Origin of the sequence: Spirosoma aerolatum (genome assembly GCF_002056795.1) — a bacterium.
Taxonomy (GTDB): Bacteria; Bacteroidota; Bacteroidia; order Cytophagales; family Spirosomataceae; genus Spirosoma; species Spirosoma aerolatum.
Genome location: NZ_CP020104.1, coordinates 7,720,375 through 7,736,429, shown reverse-complemented (window position 1 = coordinate 7,736,429; position 16,055 = coordinate 7,720,375). Strand labels below are relative to the sequence as shown.

The 16,055-nt window shown below is 47.9% G+C and carries 15 protein-coding genes; 10 read left to right on the top strand and 5 right to left on the bottom strand.

Features of this window, described 5'->3' with window-relative positions:
- The first annotated feature begins 11 nt into the window (after positions 1-11).
- Genes B5M13_RS32280 through B5M13_RS32270 form a run of 3 tightly spaced genes read left to right on the top strand, consistent with a single transcriptional unit; the run spans position 12 to position 1,701 of the window.
- Complete coding sequence (locus B5M13_RS32280) at positions 12-521, top strand: hypothetical protein (RefSeq protein ID WP_080059570.1); 510 nt, start codon at positions 12-14, stop codon at positions 519-521.
- A complete protein-coding gene (locus tag B5M13_RS32275; protein WP_080059569.1) occupies positions 505-1,254 on the top strand; it encodes a geranylgeranylglyceryl/heptaprenylglyceryl phosphate synthase in 750 nt (249 codons plus the stop codon). The genes B5M13_RS32280 and B5M13_RS32275 overlap by 17 nt, the downstream gene beginning before the upstream one ends.
- A gap of 3 nt (positions 1,255-1,257) precedes the next feature.
- A complete protein-coding gene (locus B5M13_RS32270; RefSeq protein ID WP_155297371.1) occupies positions 1,258-1,701 on the top strand; it encodes an energy transducer TonB in 444 nt (147 codons plus the stop codon).
- Positions 1,702-1,779: 78 nt separating this feature from the next.
- Here the strand turns inward: B5M13_RS32270 and B5M13_RS32265 are convergent, their stop codons facing one another.
- The 3 genes from B5M13_RS32265 to B5M13_RS32255 all read right to left on the bottom strand — a co-directional run bounded on the left by B5M13_RS32265 (position 1,780) and on the right by B5M13_RS32255 (position 4,593).
- Positions 1,780-2,706 (bottom strand): AraC family transcriptional regulator, encoded by a 927-nt coding sequence (locus B5M13_RS32265; RefSeq protein ID WP_080059568.1) that lies wholly within the window; start codon positions 2,704-2,706, stop codon positions 1,780-1,782.
- A gap of 173 nt (positions 2,707-2,879) precedes the next feature.
- Positions 2,880-4,049 carry an acyl-CoA dehydrogenase gene (locus B5M13_RS32260; RefSeq protein ID WP_080059567.1) on the bottom strand — a complete coding sequence of 390 codons (1,170 nt, stop codon included), beginning with the start codon at positions 4,047-4,049 and terminating at the stop codon, positions 2,880-2,882.
- 88 nt (positions 4,050-4,137) lie between these two features.
- Positions 4,138-4,593 carry a MaoC family dehydratase gene (locus B5M13_RS32255; protein ID WP_080059566.1) on the bottom strand — a complete coding sequence of 152 codons (456 nt, stop codon included), beginning with the start codon at positions 4,591-4,593 and terminating at the stop codon, positions 4,138-4,140.
- 31 nt (positions 4,594-4,624) lie between these two features.
- Between B5M13_RS32255 and B5M13_RS32250 the strand changes: the two genes are divergently transcribed.
- The gene (locus B5M13_RS32250) at positions 4,625-5,428 is read left to right on the top strand and encodes an alpha/beta fold hydrolase (protein WP_080059565.1); all 804 of its coding nucleotides are present in this window, start codon (positions 4,625-4,627) and stop codon (positions 5,426-5,428) included.
- A 17-nt stretch (positions 5,429-5,445) separates the two neighbouring features.
- On the opposite strand, the gene B5M13_RS32245 is transcribed toward B5M13_RS32250, so the two are convergent.
- Positions 5,446-6,120 carry a TVP38/TMEM64 family protein gene (locus tag B5M13_RS32245; protein WP_080059564.1) on the bottom strand — a complete coding sequence of 225 codons (675 nt, stop codon included), beginning with the start codon at positions 6,118-6,120 and terminating at the stop codon, positions 5,446-5,448.
- 86 nt (positions 6,121-6,206) lie between these two features.
- Between B5M13_RS32245 and B5M13_RS32240 the strand changes: the two genes are divergently transcribed.
- Positions 6,207-7,346: a cystathionine gamma-synthase gene (locus B5M13_RS32240; protein ID WP_080059563.1), complete on the top strand. Its 1,140-nt coding sequence runs from the start codon at positions 6,207-6,209 to the stop codon at positions 7,344-7,346.
- A 101-nt stretch (positions 7,347-7,447) separates the two neighbouring features.
- Positions 7,448-10,114 (top strand): PQQ-dependent sugar dehydrogenase, encoded by a 2,667-nt coding sequence (locus B5M13_RS32235; protein ID WP_080059562.1) that lies wholly within the window; start codon positions 7,448-7,450, stop codon positions 10,112-10,114.
- Positions 10,115-10,228: 114 nt separating this feature from the next.
- Here B5M13_RS32235 and B5M13_RS32230 read toward each other — a convergent pair whose 3' ends face one another.
- Complete coding sequence (locus B5M13_RS32230) at positions 10,229-12,616, bottom strand: TonB-dependent receptor (RefSeq protein WP_080059561.1); 2,388 nt, start codon at positions 12,614-12,616, stop codon at positions 10,229-10,231.
- Positions 12,617-12,867: 251 nt separating this feature from the next.
- On the opposite strand from B5M13_RS32230, the gene B5M13_RS32225 reads away from it, so the two are divergent.
- The 4 genes from B5M13_RS32225 to B5M13_RS32210 all read left to right on the top strand — a co-directional run bounded on the left by B5M13_RS32225 (position 12,868) and on the right by B5M13_RS32210 (position 16,022).
- The gene (locus tag B5M13_RS32225) at positions 12,868-13,110 is read left to right on the top strand and encodes a DUF4926 domain-containing protein (RefSeq protein WP_080060172.1); all 243 of its coding nucleotides are present in this window, start codon (positions 12,868-12,870) and stop codon (positions 13,108-13,110) included.
- Between the two features lie 67 nt (positions 13,111-13,177).
- Complete coding sequence (locus tag B5M13_RS32220; protein ID WP_080059560.1) at positions 13,178-13,873, top strand: tetratricopeptide repeat protein; 696 nt, start codon at positions 13,178-13,180, stop codon at positions 13,871-13,873.
- A gap of 235 nt (positions 13,874-14,108) precedes the next feature.
- Positions 14,109-14,609 carry a 6,7-dimethyl-8-ribityllumazine synthase gene (gene ribH, locus B5M13_RS32215; protein WP_080059559.1) on the top strand — a complete coding sequence of 167 codons (501 nt, stop codon included), beginning with the start codon at positions 14,109-14,111 and terminating at the stop codon, positions 14,607-14,609.
- Positions 14,610-14,696: 87 nt separating this feature from the next.
- Positions 14,697-16,022 (top strand): aspartate kinase, encoded by a 1,326-nt coding sequence (locus B5M13_RS32210; protein WP_080059558.1) that lies wholly within the window; start codon positions 14,697-14,699, stop codon positions 16,020-16,022.
- Positions 16,023-16,055 lie beyond the last annotated feature (33 nt).

The following is a 16,055-nucleotide window of genomic DNA, read 5'->3' as shown; positions in this document are numbered from 1 at the left end:
CTACTGCACAAATGGAAGATCCTAAAGTACCATTCGCGGATACAACGGCTCGGCGGGCCGAACTGATCGCTGCTACAGAACGACTAAAATCGTCGATCTCAAACGGTGTTGAAACCATAAAAGAAGACGCTACGGAGCTTGGCAAAACAACCTTGTTTGTCGCAGGTGCTGCTTTAGCCGTATATTTGGTTGTAAATGCCGTTCTGCCCAAATCAGATGAGTATCGCTATGCCGAAAAATATGGCGAACCCGACGACGAGGACTATGATACCGATGACGAATCAGACGATGTACCGTCAAAGCATCGAGTTGTCAGGAACCAGGCACCAGAAGTGCAAAAAACGGCAGCCGTGAGTGGCTTAATCAGTGGTATTGTAACCACTGTGTTAACAAATATCGCTCGCGAGCAGCTAACTGGATTTTTAGCCCGCATACGTTCAAATAATGCCATCAATCCAACTGCCGAACCAACAGACTATCACGAACAGGCATCAACCCAGCCTGTTGACTATACTCCGTAGTAATCGGCTGTCTGGTCGGAAAGCTATTGCCGTCCTGCTCGATCCCGATAAACTTGAGCAGGACGGTCTCATAAATTTACTCAAGCGCACCGTTGCGCATCCCATTGATTTTTTTCTGGTAGGGGGGAGTCTGGTGACCAACTATGTACACAAGGAGGTCATTGAAACGATCAGGCGTCATACATCTGTTCCAATTATTCTTTTTCCGGGCAATCCACTTCATATTGAGCCATCGGCCGACGCCATTTTATTCTTATCGCTGATCTCTGGTCGTAATCCTGAATTTTTAATAGGCCAACACGTTATTGCTGCTCCGCTTCTGAAAAAAAGCGGCCTGGAAATTTTGCCCACAGGCTACATGCTGGTCGATAGCGGTACGCAAACAACCGTTTCGTACGTTAGCAACACAATGCCGTTGCCGCATGATAAGCCAGGGGTAGCAGCCTGTACTGCTATGGCTGGTGAAATGCTTGGTTTGCAGCTGATGTATCTGGATGCAGGGAGCGGTGCACGTCGGCCTGTATCGCCCGATATGATCGCGGCTGTTCGGGCGGCCGTCGATCTGCCCGTCATTGTTGGTGGCGGAATTAATTCGGGAGAAAAAGCCTATGAAGCCTTAAAAGCGGGGGCTGATCTGATTGTGGTTGGAAATGGTATCGAGCAAGACCCTGACCTGCTGCCTCAGTTATCGACCGTTGTTCAGGAATTTAATCAATCTGTTGTCCGCGCTTAACTTATGAAACGGTTTTCTTTTTTTACCCGCTGCTTAACCGTAGCTATTGGCCTTGGATTAGCTGCTGGCGCAGGCGTACTGGCACAGCCTCAGACTAAAATTGACAAAGTTTACACAGTAGCTGAACAGCAACCTGAATTTCCGGGTGGTACTGTGGCGTTGAGCCGTTATCTGGCGGAGAACATAGTGGTGCCTAATGCTTTGGTTCGAAAACGATACGACACCGGGCCAGTAGCTGCAAAATTCATTATTGATGAACTAGGCTATATCCATGACGTGCGGATACAGGTGAAACCACTCGATAAAAAGGGCCGAAAGGGAATGGAAGCCTTTATGGCTAATATTATCGCAGCCGTCGAAAAAATGCCCCGCTGGACACCCGGCGAAGTAGGGGGGCGACCAGTTCCTGTTTATTACACGCTGCCTATCGAGATCACAATGCAATAGTCAAAGCGTAAAAAGAGATGTGGCGCCAGAGAAAAGGACTTCCCTTTCTCTGGCGCCACATCTCTTTTTACGCTGCATTTATACGTTCATCAGCGATTCCCGACGGCGCATTTTACCGGCAGGAATGCCAAACATCATCTTGAATCGACGGCAGAAGTAGGCAGTATCTTTATAACCCACCTCAGACCCAATGGCCCGAATGCTCTTTTTGCTGGTACGCAACAACCCTACAGCCGCTTCCATACGCTGGTATTCGATGTAGTCCTGCGGGTTAATACCGGTGAGCATCTTAAAGTACTGGCCTACATAGTCTTCCGAAACATTGGCCACGTTAGCCAATACCTTGTTCGACAGATCACCACCCAGATTTTCTTTGATGTAGGCAAAGATGTCGATCAAACGGGGGTCTTTGAAGTAGGTACTGTTGGTAACCAACTGCTCAACGAACAGGTGATTTTTCAGAATATATCGAACTACCTCAATAACGATTTCTTCGGTCTTTATCTTGATAATCCGGCCTTTACCAGCCAAATCGGTCATTTCTTCCGCCAGAATCTGATCGATGGTGTTGGCCAGGTGATCTTCGCGTTTGATAATGAAAGGCGGTACGTCCAGTGAGTTAAAGAAGTTGACTGAATCGAACACTTTTGCTTCGAACGACACATAACCGAATGAGTTAGGTAAATGACCGATCAGCTTCGGGTCATGGTTGCCTTCCCAGTACGATTCCCGATGGGTCATGAACTCTTCATTCGAGACAACTTTAGGGTTCGTGGGGTCGCCATAGGTAACCGTAACGTGTTTACCCCCTGGTATGAACAGCATATCGCCAACTTCCACCTTTATTTTTTCGTCGCCAATCGCTACTTCACCGTTATATAAAATCAATAACGTGTTCTCAACATCATAGAAGTTCCTGATGGTGATAGGCTGCAGAATCCGAATGTTGCGGGCCTTGATAAACTTCACGCCCAGTGATTCGATAATTTTATTATAGTCTTCCATAGATGAAAGGTGCGTGTTGCCGAAGTTGTATTGCGCTCAAAGTTGCACAAAACTAATAATTTGTACAAAACTAATACAAGTATAAAAGTTTCCAAAAAATAAAAAAAATAATGCGTATTCAGGCCGAACACGCATTATCGAATGATAAAAATTCAATTTTAGATGTAATTACTTCATCGGATTAGCTCTCTGGCTATCACTAATTTTTGTATTTCGGATGTACCTTCATATATCTGAGTAATTTTTGCATCCCGCATAAGGCGCTCCACGTGAAATTCTTTCACATAACCGTATCCGCCATGAATCTGTACGGCTTCGGTGGTGGCCCACATGGCTATTTCAGAGGCAAATAATTTGGCCATAGCGGCCGCCTGAACATAGTCTTTATGTTCGTCTTTCAATCGGGCAGCTTTATAAACCAGTAACCGAGCTGCTTCGATTTTTGTGGCCATTTCGGCCAGCTTAAACTGAATGGCCTGATGCTCAAAGATTTGCTTGCCAAACGATTTGCGTTCCTGACTATACTTTAAGGCTAGTTCATAAGCTCCGGCTGCAATACCCAGAGCCTGAGCCGCAATGCCGATACGGCCACCGTTTAGGGTTGACATGGCAAATTTAAACCCAAAACCATCGACGCCAATGCGATTTTCTTTAGGCACTTTTACGTCGGTAAACAGCAACGAATGCGTATCTGAGGCCCGAATACCCATCTTATCTTCCTTTTTACCGACCACAAAACCGGGTGTCCCCTTTTCGACGATCAGGCAATTGATGCCTCGGTGGCCCTTTTCGCGATCGGTTTGCGCAATTACTAAACACACGCCCGACGAGTTGCCGTTGGTAATCCAGTTTTTAGTCCCATTCACTAAATAATAATCACCTTTGTCTTCGGCTGTAGTGCTTTGAGAGGTCGCATCCGAACCTGCTTCGGGCTCCGATAGGCAGAATGCGCCAATTATTTCGCCGGATGCCAGTCGGGTAAGGTATTGCTGCTTCTGCTCTTCAGTGCCGAACGCTTCCAGCCCATAACAAACGAGCGAGTTATTGACCGACATTATCACCGAAGCCGAGGCATCGACCTTAGAAATCTCTTCCATTGCCAGCACGTAAGAAATCGTATCCATACCTCCCCCGCCATAGTCAGGCGATACCATCATGCCCAGGAAGCCTAGCTCGCCCATGCGTTTGACCTGCTCAGTAGGGAAACGCGCTTCATTATCACGTTCGATGATGCCGGGTAATAGTTCATTCTGAGCGAAATCACGGGCGGCTTCCTTCACGGCCAGGTGTTCTTCCGATAAATTAAAATTTAATCCCTGTAATTCCAGCGATTCTGTAGCCATCTGAATTGCGTGGTTTAGTTTGTGACAGTGTAATGAGAAGGGGTAAAGATACGTAATTGCCTACTAAATTAGTATGCTTGCATACTACTTATTCAAACAGTAATGTGATTAATTCGGCAACACAGGCAGGTTTGGGCTGATTCTCAATCTCAAAAGTACATTCTGTAACTACCCGGCTCCCAGACGCCTGTGGCTCGACACTCAACAATCGGGCATTTAATCGTAAACGACTGCCAACGGGTAAAGCATTGGTAAACCGAATTTTATTAGCGCCATAATTAATGCCCATCCGGACCGATTCGACCCGATAAATCTGGGCCATAAGTTGCGGTGCCAGTGAGAGGGTAAAAAAACCGTGGGCAATCGTTGTCTTATAAGGCGACTCAGTAGCGGCCCGTTCGGGATTGGTATGTATCCATTGATAGTCGCCAGTGGCTTCTGCAAATCGGTTGACCATTTCCTGGGTGATTGGCAGGTAGTCAGTACTGCCCAGCGATTGGCCAGCCAGGGCCGCTAGCTCAGTCAGGTTTTTGATGGTTAACATAGGTATTCAGGTTTTTCGCAACTTTGTTGATATGAGCGAAGCCAGGGTCCAAAAAATTGAGGTAGCGGGTAATCGGCTTGCGTACCAAACAATCGGGAACGGTCCGGCAGTTTTGCTGGCGTTTCATGGTTTTGGGCAAAGTAGCCAAGTTTTTAAAGGGCTGGAAGTTACACTGGGAAATCAATATACCATTTTCGCGGTGGATTTATTTTTTCATGGCGAAAGTCAGTATCGGAACAATCAACTCTTAACCAAAACCGTTTGGCAACAACTTATTGGTACTTTCTTACAGGAAAAAAATATTGATCGGTTCGCGTTGATGGGTTTCAGTTTAGGGGGACGTTTTGCGCTGGCTACGGTCGAAGCCTTTGCCGACCAACTTGATCAGTTGATCTTAATTGCTCCCGATGGTATTACCCGCAGTGTATGGTATCAACTGGCAACGGCTTCAGGACCAGGGCGATGGCTATTTCGGTATTTTTTGCAGCATCTGACCGCTTTAAACCGATTGGGCCATCTACTGACTCGGCTAAGACTGCTCAACCGGACCGCTATGCGCTTTGCTGAACTGTCGCTCGGTACACCCGAACAGCGCGAACGTGTTTACCAAAGCTGGACACAGTTTCGACTGATTTCGCCCGATCTGGCTCATATTGCCGCAATACTGAATAATAATGCGATTCGCATACACTTTTTTACAGGTGCTTTCGACCGGATTGTGCCTGGTTCGTACATTCTTCCACTCTCTAAACGGCTTCAGCATTATGAGCTAACCGTTTTACGTACCGGCCATAATCGGCTGACCGAATTAACGGCCGAGCAACTGAGGCAGTAAAAGAACCAAAGGTTAAGTTACTGTTTCAGAGATTTCTGAATCGTGCGCCAGAGCCCTGCCATCGAAACGATGACTAAGGCGACAACGATGATTTGCGTCCAGGAACCCTGGTTCGGGTTGTCGAGCAGGGTTTTTATGGCATGCGCTTCGTGTCCCGACCAGACAGCCAGAATGGTTCTAGGCGTCATACCCAGAAATCCACCCAACAAGATATTTTTCAATCGGGCCCCCGACAAGGCAAAGAGCAGGTTGGTCAGACCAAAGGGAAGAATGGGGGAGAGCTTGGCGTAAAAGATAACTTCCAGCTCGTTGTTCAGGATACGATCCAGTACCGACTGGGCCTTCGGATTGCGCCGGATAAAGGCCAACACCCGGTCGTGGTCGAGCCAGCGAACGATTAGATTAATGAACAGGATACCTCCGAAATTGATGACAAACATCGGCAGAATGGCATTCCAGCCCAGAAAATACCCGAAAATCAGCGCCAGCATCGTTGGAGGAGTAAGTCCAGCCGAGGTTACGGCGCAGGTTAGGGTGATGCCTATCCATTGCCAGGTTGAAAAGCCAGCGATTACTGGTTCATAGATAATAGCGTAGTAGGTCAGTACGGACGTAAAGACAATTGGGGTTACCGAGAGTATAAGTCCGGCAATGGCTGGGCCAGTTATGTTTTTAGGAATAGTGGTTTTCACTTAGTAGTAAACTGCAAGACGGGTGCTGGGGTTTTGGTAACCCTTATGGTTGTCCATTCGCGTTACAAACTTCGTTACTTTTGAGTATGAAATTCGGAACCAAAGCCATCCATGCCGGTATTGAGCCGGACCCAACGACGGGTGCCATCATGACGCCCATTTACCAAACTTCCACCTATGTGCAGGAGTCGCCTGGCAAACACAAAGGGTATGAATACGCCCGCACCCAGAATCCTACTCGAACGGTGCTCCAAAATAACCTGGCCGCGCTTGAAAATGGCAAACATGGCATTTGTTATTCGTCAGGATTAGGCGCTACCGATGCGATTCTGAAACTATTCAAACCCGGCGACGAAATTATTGCCAGCAATGATCTGTATGGTGGGACTTACCGAATTATGGTCAGGGTATTTCAGGAGTTTGGACTGACATTCAAATTCGTGGGGCTCGATAATCCGGCCAATCTGGAAGCGGCTATTACACCGGCTACCAAAATGGTCTGGATCGAAACCCCTACCAATCCGCTGCTTCGTTTAGTCGATATTGCTGCTATCTCGGCCATCACCAAACAGCATACGATCCAACTGGTTGTGGATAATACCTTTGCATCGCCCTATCTGCAAAATCCGCTCGATCTGGGAGCCGATATTGTGATGCATTCCGTGACCAAATACCTCGGTGGGCATTCCGATACGGTGATGGGAGCTATCGTTCTGAACGACGACGAAACGGCGCAGCGGCTGGCCTTTATTCAGAATGCCTGCGGAGCAGTGCCAGGACCGCAGGACTGCTTTCTGGTATTACGAGGCATCAAAACGTTGCACGTTCGGATGCAGCGACACTGCGAAAATGCCATGAAAGTGGCCCATTATCTGCAACAGCACCCGAAAGTGAGTCAGGTGCATTATCCTGGGCTGGAATCGCACGTTGGGCATGAGCTGGCTAAAAAGCAAATGCGGGATTTTGGTGGCATGTTGTCTTTTGAACTCAAAGGCGATTCGATGCCCGAAGCCGTGCGGGTCATGGAAAGTTTCGAGGTGTTTTCATTGGGCGAATCGCTAGGTGGGGTAGAGTCACTTTGCACACATCCAGCCAGTATGACACACGCCAGTATTCCGAAAGAAGAACGTGAGCGAAACGGTCTGAAAGATACGCTTATCCGGCTCAGTGTCGGAATTGAGGACGTAGACGATCTGATTCAGGATCTGCAACAAGCTATTGGATAACCATAGATGTGACCGTAAAATCGGAAGTTAGTCATATTAATGTAGTCTCATGAACGAAATATGAGAAAGCATTAACTTAACTAGCTAGCTGTATTGGTCTAATGCGCTTCATTTGTACGGTCTTACTGATTGGTTTGCTGAAATCGGCGTTTGCCCAACTGCCGAGTGGGTTTGTGGAGAAGCAGGTTGCCCGTAATCTGAACCCGACAGGTCTTGTCTTTTCGCCCGATGGGCGGCTTTTTGTGATAGAAAAAGACGGGAAAATCCGGGAAGTTGTCAACGATGTGCTCTCGCCCGACCCGTTTATGACGGTTACCAATATTGACGTAACCAACGAGCGGGGCCTGTCGGGAGTATGTTTTCATCCTGATTTTCCACGAACTCCCTATTTCTACGTCTACTATACCGTAAACGGCCAGAATCATAATCGCCTAAGTCGTTTTCGAGCACCTAATGGCGTGGCTGATCCGGCTAGCGAAACTGTATTGGTTGATTTTGACCCGTTGTTGGCAACTGTCCATAATGCGGGTGTGATGCGGTTTGGACCAGATCGAAAACTGTATATTGCTACCGGAGAAGGGACCAATGCATCAGCCGCTCAAAGCTTGACTAGTCTGCTTGGAAAGGTATTGCGTTTGAACGACGATGGCAGTATTCCAGCCAATAACCCGTTTGTCGGACAACTGCAAGGTAAATATCAGGCTATTTATGCGCTGGGTTTACGGAACCCGTTCAGTATGGATATCGACCCGATATCCGGTCGGATACTGGTTGGCGATGTAGGCGATGCCAGCTTTGAAGAAATTAATGAGATTCGGGCCGGGAAAAACTACGGTTGGCCGCTTATTGAAGGTCGTCGTACTAATCAGGATGCCCCCGAAAATTATGCCGATCCGCTTCAGGTGTATGACCATGATACCGGCTGTGCTATAACAGGTATGGCCATTTATAACCCGCCTACGCTTCGCTTCCCAACCGAATACAAAGGCAAAGCATTTTTTGCCGATTACTGCAATGGGACTATTTATACGCTCGATCCGGCAAATGGTCAGATTATTGGTTCGTTTGTGACGAATGTTGATCGACCTGTGGGGATAGCGACTAGCCCTGACGGATATTTATATTATCTGGCCCGGTCTGGGCTTGGTGGAGGCACGCAACAGGACAACACCTCAACCTGGAATGGCTCTCTGCATAAAGTGTCGTTTTTCGATTCGGGTTTGCCGTATATTAGTAGCCAGTCACCCAATGCGTTTGTGCCCGTTGGCGAATCCATTACGTTCAATGTTAATGCGGTCGGTCAGAAACCACTGACGTACAAATGGTATCAGAATGGAAAACTGATAGCCGGAGCCGATCAAAGCCAATACACCATCAGCAGCCCTACGCTCGCCAACAATGGCGCGACATTTTATTGTATTGTCTCTAACGCACTCGGGGCCGACAGTTCAGATGTAATGTCGCTACGCGTCGTGCAGGCGCAGCGGCCCGTAGCGCGTATTCAGCAGCCCATAACCAACAAAACATACCGGGCGGGTGATGTGCTCACATTCGCTGGTGATGCAGTCAGTTCTAGTCAACAACCTCTGTCAAACGCCAAGCTGACCTGGTGGATCGATTTTCATCACGAGGATCATGTTCACCCGGCGCTTGACCCCGTTTCGGGTATTACGACAGGTACATTCAAAATCCCTCGCGTGGGCGAAACGTCTACCGAAGTCTGGTATCGAATTCATCTGTTGGCAACCGATGTGTCGGGTTTGACGAGCGAATCCTTTGTGGATGTAAAGCCCGAAATCGCTACCGTTACCATTGCCAGTAGTGTTACGGGGGTACGGGTGTATCTGGATGGAGAACCCCGTCAACCGGATTTAACGTTTCAATCGGTAGTGGGTATGTTGCGTAGCCTGGAGACAAAGCCGTATGCTACTGCGTCGGAGGGCTTTTATAAGTTTATCGGCTGGGGCAATGGCCAGAATGCACCGTTGGTTACCTACGAAGTACAACCGGGAAACCCGACACTGACGATGCAGTATCAGGCCTTACCGGCTTCGTCCGGAAATGGCTTACTGGGCGAATACTACAGTAATACCGACCAGATTGGCGGTACACCAACTTTTACCCGAACGGATGAGACAGTAAATTTTGACTGGGGCGAAGGCGAACCCGCGCCCAATGTAGGGGCCGATCATTTTGTGGTGCGCTGGACGGGTAAAATCCAGGTACCCTTCAACGATACCTACACATTTTATACCCAAACCGATGATGGCGTTCGGCTTTGGGTGAATAATAAACAATTAATTGACAAATGGGAGGCCCAGCCGTCGATTGAGTGGTTGGGAAAGCTTGATTTGGTGGCTGGACAGTCATACACGATCCAGATGGATTTTCTTGAAAGTCAGGGATACGCTACGTCAAAGCTATTCTGGAGTTCGCCCCAATTTGAGAAATCCATCATCAGCAAACCGTATCTGTTTAGCGGCAGGGTGGTAACGGGTACAACCCCCGAAGTCGAGACCGGATTAACGGTATTCCCTTCGCCAGCGCATGAGCAGATCACGGTTCGGTATAATGCCCAGATGCCGGGCACTGCTCAATTGTATGCAACGGACCTGCTGGGTCGAACGGCCTACAATCGCTCTGTACGGTGTGTGATGGGAACGAATGAATATGGGGTTTCGGTAGCGGACTGGCCAGCCGGATTGTATCTGATTACTCTGCACCCAGCCGATCAGCCAGCCGTGCACCAGCGTCTACTGGTACGCTAATTCTAAGGCTATTTGCAGTCACTAATAGCCATGAATTGCGGCACTGGTAAAGGCTTCTTGTTGTGATGTCGGTTTTCTGAAAACCGACATCACAACAAGAAGCCTTTAACTTTTCTAAAACCGGAGCCGGATGCCAGCCAGAACGTTTCGCCCGGCCTGTGGGTAATAGGCATTATCGGCATACACCTTTCCTTCCGAGATGTAGGCATAGGTGTATCCGTTCGATTCGTACAATTCATTCAGAATGTTGTTGAAAAGTAGCGTGAACGCCAGTTCCTTAGCAAACTTCGGCTTTAGGGTATAAATCAACCGAATATCGTTGGTGAAGTAGGGATTCAACTTCCGGCTTTCATTCGAGGTATTGTCGAGATATTGCTTTCCGACATACTTTGATAAAAGCCCTACTTCCAATCCTTTGGCGGGAGTGAATAGGAGCTGTGAGCCTGCGATCACATTGGGCGAAAACGAAATGTCGGTTCGGCTGTATTGACGGGCCTCCTGAAGACCGTTGTCGTAGTTATCAAGATACTCGGTAAAATTCTTGACCTTATTCTGGCTAAAGGTTGCGTTCACGTTCCAGCGAAGCTGCTTAGCCAATCGGGCACCTGCTTCCAGCTCCAGACCAGCGCGGTAACTGTTGGGGATATTCACCCGGTTATAGGCCCCCACATCGTTCAACTGACCCGATAAGACCAACTGATTTTTATAATCCATGTAATACAGATTGGCGGTAAAGGCTAGCTGTTCAGTCTGGAGTTTGTAACCGGCTTCGTAATCGAGGAGTTGCTCGGGTTTGGGACGGCTTGCGGGTGTCGATTGCGTATAGTCGTCGCGGTTGGGTTCACGGTGCCCAACGCCAACCGATGCATATATTGTACTCTGATCGTCAAAGGAATAAGTCAGGCCTGCTTTAGGGTTGAAAAAAGTCAGATTGGCGTTCTGCTGCACATTCTGCAACTGGCTGTTGAACCCTAAGAACGAATAGCCGACCGTTCGTACCTGCAAATCCAGAAAACCATTGAGCCGATTGCTGAACTGGTAAAAGGCTTTCGCATACACATTGAAGTCGGTCTTAATGGCATCGTCATTGTAGTAGCGATCCCGTATGTTCGTATTGCCAGCCACTCGAGCCCAGATGATCTCACCATAATGACCACCCTGGTACTGGTTCCAGCCTCCACCGATGTTTGCCGTCAGTTTCCCGTAGCTATTGTAATCAAACGAGAACACCGTGCCGTAAAAATCATTGTCGAGCCATTTCCGGCGAATAATATCGGTCTTACTGATGGTCGAATCGCCTATGATTACGTTGGGTAAACCGTACTTGCTGAAGCTGTCATTGGGTTTGAACTCCTCATAATACCCTTTTCCCCTCGTGTAGAAAAAGGAAAGGTTAGCCCGCCAGTTTTTGCTAAGTTCATAGGAGCTAATAAGCTGGTAATTATCCTGTTGATAATTGTCAGTCTGGTTATCGTACGTAAAGGCGTTATAAGTCCGATTCGTTTTCAGAATGTCTTCCGGTATACCATTCCAGGCCTGATAGGTCTGCTCCTGACCCGAAAAGGCGTTGAGCCGGACAAATCCTTTTTTGCCATAATACCCACCTGACAGATAGAAGGATTTTAGATTTGAAAAAGCCCGGTCGATGAAGCCATCGGAGTGAATAGTAGATAAACGGGCGTCCACAGCAAAATGACCGTTGAGCAGCCCCGTTCCGGCTAGTACGTTCAGTTTACGAGTGCCAAAAGAACCTGCCGATGCATTGGTTTCGGCGTATGGATTCGCTTCCAGTTTATTCGTCTGAATATTCACGGATGCCCCAAATGCTCCGGCCCCATTGGTCGATGTGCCGACGCCCCGCTGAATCTGGATACTGCTGACCGAAGAAGCAAAGTCGGGCATATCGACAAAAAACGTTCCCTGCGATTCGGCATCGTTATAGGGTATACCATTCAAGGTCACATTAACCCGCGTCGCGTCGGAGCCTCGTATGCGAATGCCTGTGTAACCAACACCCGTTCCGGCATCGGAGGTGGTCACGATAGAAGGGGTAAAGTTGAGCAACTGTGGAATATCCTGACCCAGATTCAGTTTGTCCAGATCCCGACGAGTTACATCGCTATAGGCAATGGCCGATTTTTGATTCGCGCGCGTCGCACTGACCACGACTTCATCGACTGCAACTGCCGTTTTGGTCAGTCTAATGTCGATGGTCGTATTTTGACTTAGCGTTACAGTTTGCGTTTGGGATTCGTAGCCCAGCAGTGAAACTTTTACGGATACAGATCCCGGTTTCACATTGGCCAGTTGAAAATTTCCGGCTACGTCGGTGTAGGTGCCTTTGTAGGTGCCTTCCAGCATAACGGCTGCACCTGGTAGTGTACCGCCGTCGGCATCAGATACTTTACCTGAAATAAAAAATTGCGCCCAGGCAGGCAGATTGAGTAGCAGCAAGGCTACCAGGACACTAGAATTGGTAAGATAGGTCGTACCTTTTTTCATGACTGAAAATGGTTACGATAGGCAAGGGGCCAAACCTACCTTGTTATTGGTATGATATTTGTAAAAACACTCACAGACGTAGCCTATGAGCACATTTCCCTTCACAGCATTACCTGCGCAGGTTCAATGGGTATAATCTCAGCCCGTTGTTTGGGGCACCCCTGGAAGATTAGCACGGCAAAGTTATTTAATTATGAACAAAACAAGATGCAATGTCGAGCGTTTCTTTTTCTGAAGCAGTATATGAGTCTATGAGCGAGTATGATTTAGTCGTACTTCAGGAAGAGATTGCAGATGGACGCCTGAAGGTCGGGGATGTTGGAACCATTTTAACCGTTTACAATGGCGGTAAAGCCTACGAAGTTGAATTTGTGACACTTACGGGTGAATCCGTGGCAGTAGAGACCCTATTACCGCATCAAATTCGGGAAGTGCGTTCGTCGGAGGTTATGTCTGTACGTGATATTGAATTACAAAACGGACTGGATTCGTAAAGTTTTGATAATTACCCTTTTTCATAATGGTAAATATTCCTAATTTTGCAGTCCAAATTGCAAAAGCATGAGCAAAAAGAATAGCGGACTGGAGTTTTTGGAAGATCCAGACGCACTGGCTGGTCAGTTAGAACGGGCCGAAGACTTTTTTGAACAGAACCGAAACATCGTGTTTGGGGTACTGGGCGGTATTTTGTTGCTGGTGGTTGGTTACTTCGGCTATCGCTACTATATCAGCGAGCAGGATGATACGGCCCAGGTCGAAATGTTCCCATCGGTTTATCAACTCGAAGCCGATTCAACCAAGAAAGCACTGAATGGCGACGGTAAAAGCCCTGGCCTGTTGGCTGTGGCAAGCAATTACGGCTCTACACCAGCCGGTAATCTGGCTGAGTTTTATTCGGGTATTGCCTTGTTGAAACAGGGTAAGTACGATGATGCGATCGAACATCTGAAAGCATTCAGCTCATCTGATCTGCTGGTTCAGGCGCGGGCCTATGCACTCACGGGTGATGCGTACATGGAAAAGAAAAGCTTCGATGAGGCCGCTGACTATTACCGGAAAGCTGCTGATTATAAGTCGAATAAGTACTTTACGCCTGGCTATCTGATGAAATTGGCTGTTGCTTATGAACAGGCTAAACAGAATGATAAGGCTATCGATACATACAACGAAATTATTGAGAAGTATGCTCAGTCCGCCGAGGCAGGTAGTGCTAAAAAGTACAAATCCGTACTGGAAGCTACCGTCGGTGAGTCGTAAGCGTACTTGATCCAATCAATACAGCAAAGGACAAAGCCGAAGCCGGTTTTGTCCTTTTTTATTGGCAGAGCCGCTCCGGCCGCCCGGCGGGATTAAATCTGCACGCAGATTAAGGATGTACGCGATTTTGCTTCTGGTTGGTTTTAGAGGCAGGTTGGTATATCTTTTTGATCGATAAAAATCCGATTCAAACAAAATCCAGAAAATCCATTAATCAGTTAAATCCAGGTTCAGAATGGCCACTGCTGCAAAAAGTCTGAGTGTATTTTCGACCAACGACCTACCCGATGTCAGTGAACGCCGGTTTGCGATACTAGTTTCCGAATGGAACAGTGAAGTGACCGAAGCTTTGTTTGAAGGGGCTCATCAAACGTTGTTGCAATACGGAGCTAAAGCCGAAAACGTTGTCCGGGGAAACGTACCTGGTAGTTATGAGCTAACGCTGGGCGCCCAATGGTTTGCACAGCGCGATGATATTGACGCCGTTATCGCCCTGGGTTGCGTGATTCAGGGGGAAACCAAGCACAATGATTACATCAATCATGCTGTAGCTCAGGGATTAACCAACGTTGGCCTGAAAACTGGAAAGCCCGTTATTTTCGGTGTTCTGACACCCAACGACCAACAGCAGGCACTCGACCGGGCAGGTGGTAAACACGGTAACAAAGGCGATGAAGCCGCTATCACTGCCATCAAAATGATTGGATTACAAGAACAGGTTTATAGCAAGTTTTAAAGAGTGAAAGAGTGAATGAGTGAAAGAGCGATTTTATGCTCTCAACTTGTTCGCTCTTTCACTCATTCACTCTTTCACTAATTAAAAATGCACGTCTGGAAATTTGGCGGTACGTCGGTTGGGAAACCGGAACGTATGCAGTCCATCCGCCATTTGGTTACTGAAGATAGCACCCGAAAAATTGTCGTGCTATCAGCTTTGTCGGGTACAACGAATGCCCTCTTAGCTATTGGAGAATCGTTGAAAGTAAACAACGACGCCGATGCGAATGCCAAAATCGATACGCTCAAGGCGCACTACGATGGCTTTATTGCCGAACTGTATAGGACCGAGCAGGGCAAAGCAGCCGGACAGAAAATTATTGATAATGAATTTGCCTTTATCCGGTCGCTGACTCGCATCAAACCGTTCACGCTCAAACAGGAAAAAGAACTTGTAGCTGAAGGTGAACTGTTGAGTACCCAAATGTTCCAGGCCTATCTGGACGAGGAGAACGTAGCTTCCACGCTGCTGCCTGCACTGGAGTTTATGCGGATTGATGCGGATAATGAGCCTGAAATTGCGTTTACAGAGCAGACACTGGCCGAGATGCTGCCGCAGCATACCGATAAGCAGATCATTGTTACGCAGGGCTTTATCTGTCGAAACCCACGGGGTGAAGTCGATAACCTCAAGCGTGGTGGGTCAGATTATACCGCTTCACTGATTGGTGGTGCCATTCGGGCCGAAGAAATCCAGATATGGACCGACATCGACGGGATGCACAACAACGATCCGCGCATTGTCAAAAACACGTTCCCCGTTCGGGAACTGACGTTCGACGAAGCGGCTGAACTGGCGTATTTCGGTGCTAAAATTTTGCATCCGTCTACCATCACGCCCGCCCGTATGTTTGGCGTACCCGTGCGGTTGAAAAACACCATGGACCCCAGTGCCCCCGGTACGCTCATTGCCGACCGCACGAGCGATCAGGTGTTTAAAGCAATTGCCGCTAAAGACGGCATCACCGCGTTATACATTCACTCGACCCGGATGCTGAACGCCTATGGGTTCCTGCGCCGGATTTTTGAGATCTTCGAGAAGTATAAAACGCCTGTTGATATGATTACGACCTCCGAAGTTTCGGTGTCCGTCACAATCGACAATACGGAGCGAATCGATGAAATTAAAGCTGAACTTAGCACATTCTGTACGCTGGAAGAACCCGATTACGATCAGACGATTATCTGTATTGTAGGGAACTTCAGCGCTGATAATGAAGGGGTAGCTGTTCGGGTATTTAACGCAATGAAAAACATCCCGATTCGGATGATTTCGTATGGTGGTACGGAAAGTAATCTGTCGCTATTAGTTCATGGCAAATACAAAGCAGATGCCCTGAATGCACTAAACGATGGCCTGTTTTCGGCCTAATTTTCTCTTTCTAGTAGTTTGGCTATCTGGTAT

Bases quoted from the DNA above. Each gene is read 5' to 3' on its own strand.
- B5M13_RS32260 (WP_080059567.1), bottom strand. From the start codon at position 4,049: ATGGCTACAGAATCGCTGGAATTACAGGGATTAAATTTTAATTTATCG.
- ribH (WP_080059559.1), top strand. From the start codon at position 14,109: ATGGCCACTGCTGCAAAAAGTCTGAGTGTATTTTCGACCAACGACCTA.
- B5M13_RS32210 (WP_080059558.1), top strand. From the start codon at position 14,697: ATGCACGTCTGGAAATTTGGCGGTACGTCGGTTGGGAAACCGGAACGT.
- B5M13_RS32270 (WP_155297371.1), top strand. From the start codon at position 1,258: ATGAAACGGTTTTCTTTTTTTACCCGCTGCTTAACCGTAGCTATTGGC.
- B5M13_RS32225 (WP_080060172.1), top strand. From the start codon at position 12,868: ATGAGCGAGTATGATTTAGTCGTACTTCAGGAAGAGATTGCAGATGGA.
- B5M13_RS32235 (WP_080059562.1), top strand. From the start codon at position 7,448: ATGCGCTTCATTTGTACGGTCTTACTGATTGGTTTGCTGAAATCGGCG.
- B5M13_RS32280 (WP_080059570.1), top strand. From the start codon at position 12: ATGGAAGATCCTAAAGTACCATTCGCGGATACAACGGCTCGGCGGGCC.
- B5M13_RS32240 (WP_080059563.1), top strand. From the start codon at position 6,207: ATGAAATTCGGAACCAAAGCCATCCATGCCGGTATTGAGCCGGACCCA.
- B5M13_RS32250 (WP_080059565.1), top strand. From the start codon at position 4,625: ATGAGCGAAGCCAGGGTCCAAAAAATTGAGGTAGCGGGTAATCGGCTT.
- B5M13_RS32265 (WP_080059568.1), bottom strand. From the start codon at position 2,706: ATGGAAGACTATAATAAAATTATCGAATCACTGGGCGTGAAGTTTATC.
- B5M13_RS32230 (WP_080059561.1), bottom strand. From the start codon at position 12,616: ATGAAAAAAGGTACGACCTATCTTACCAATTCTAGTGTCCTGGTAGCC.
- B5M13_RS32255 (WP_080059566.1), bottom strand. From the start codon at position 4,593: ATGTTAACCATCAAAAACCTGACTGAGCTAGCGGCCCTGGCTGGCCAA.
- B5M13_RS32220 (WP_080059560.1), top strand. From the start codon at position 13,178: ATGAGCAAAAAGAATAGCGGACTGGAGTTTTTGGAAGATCCAGACGCA.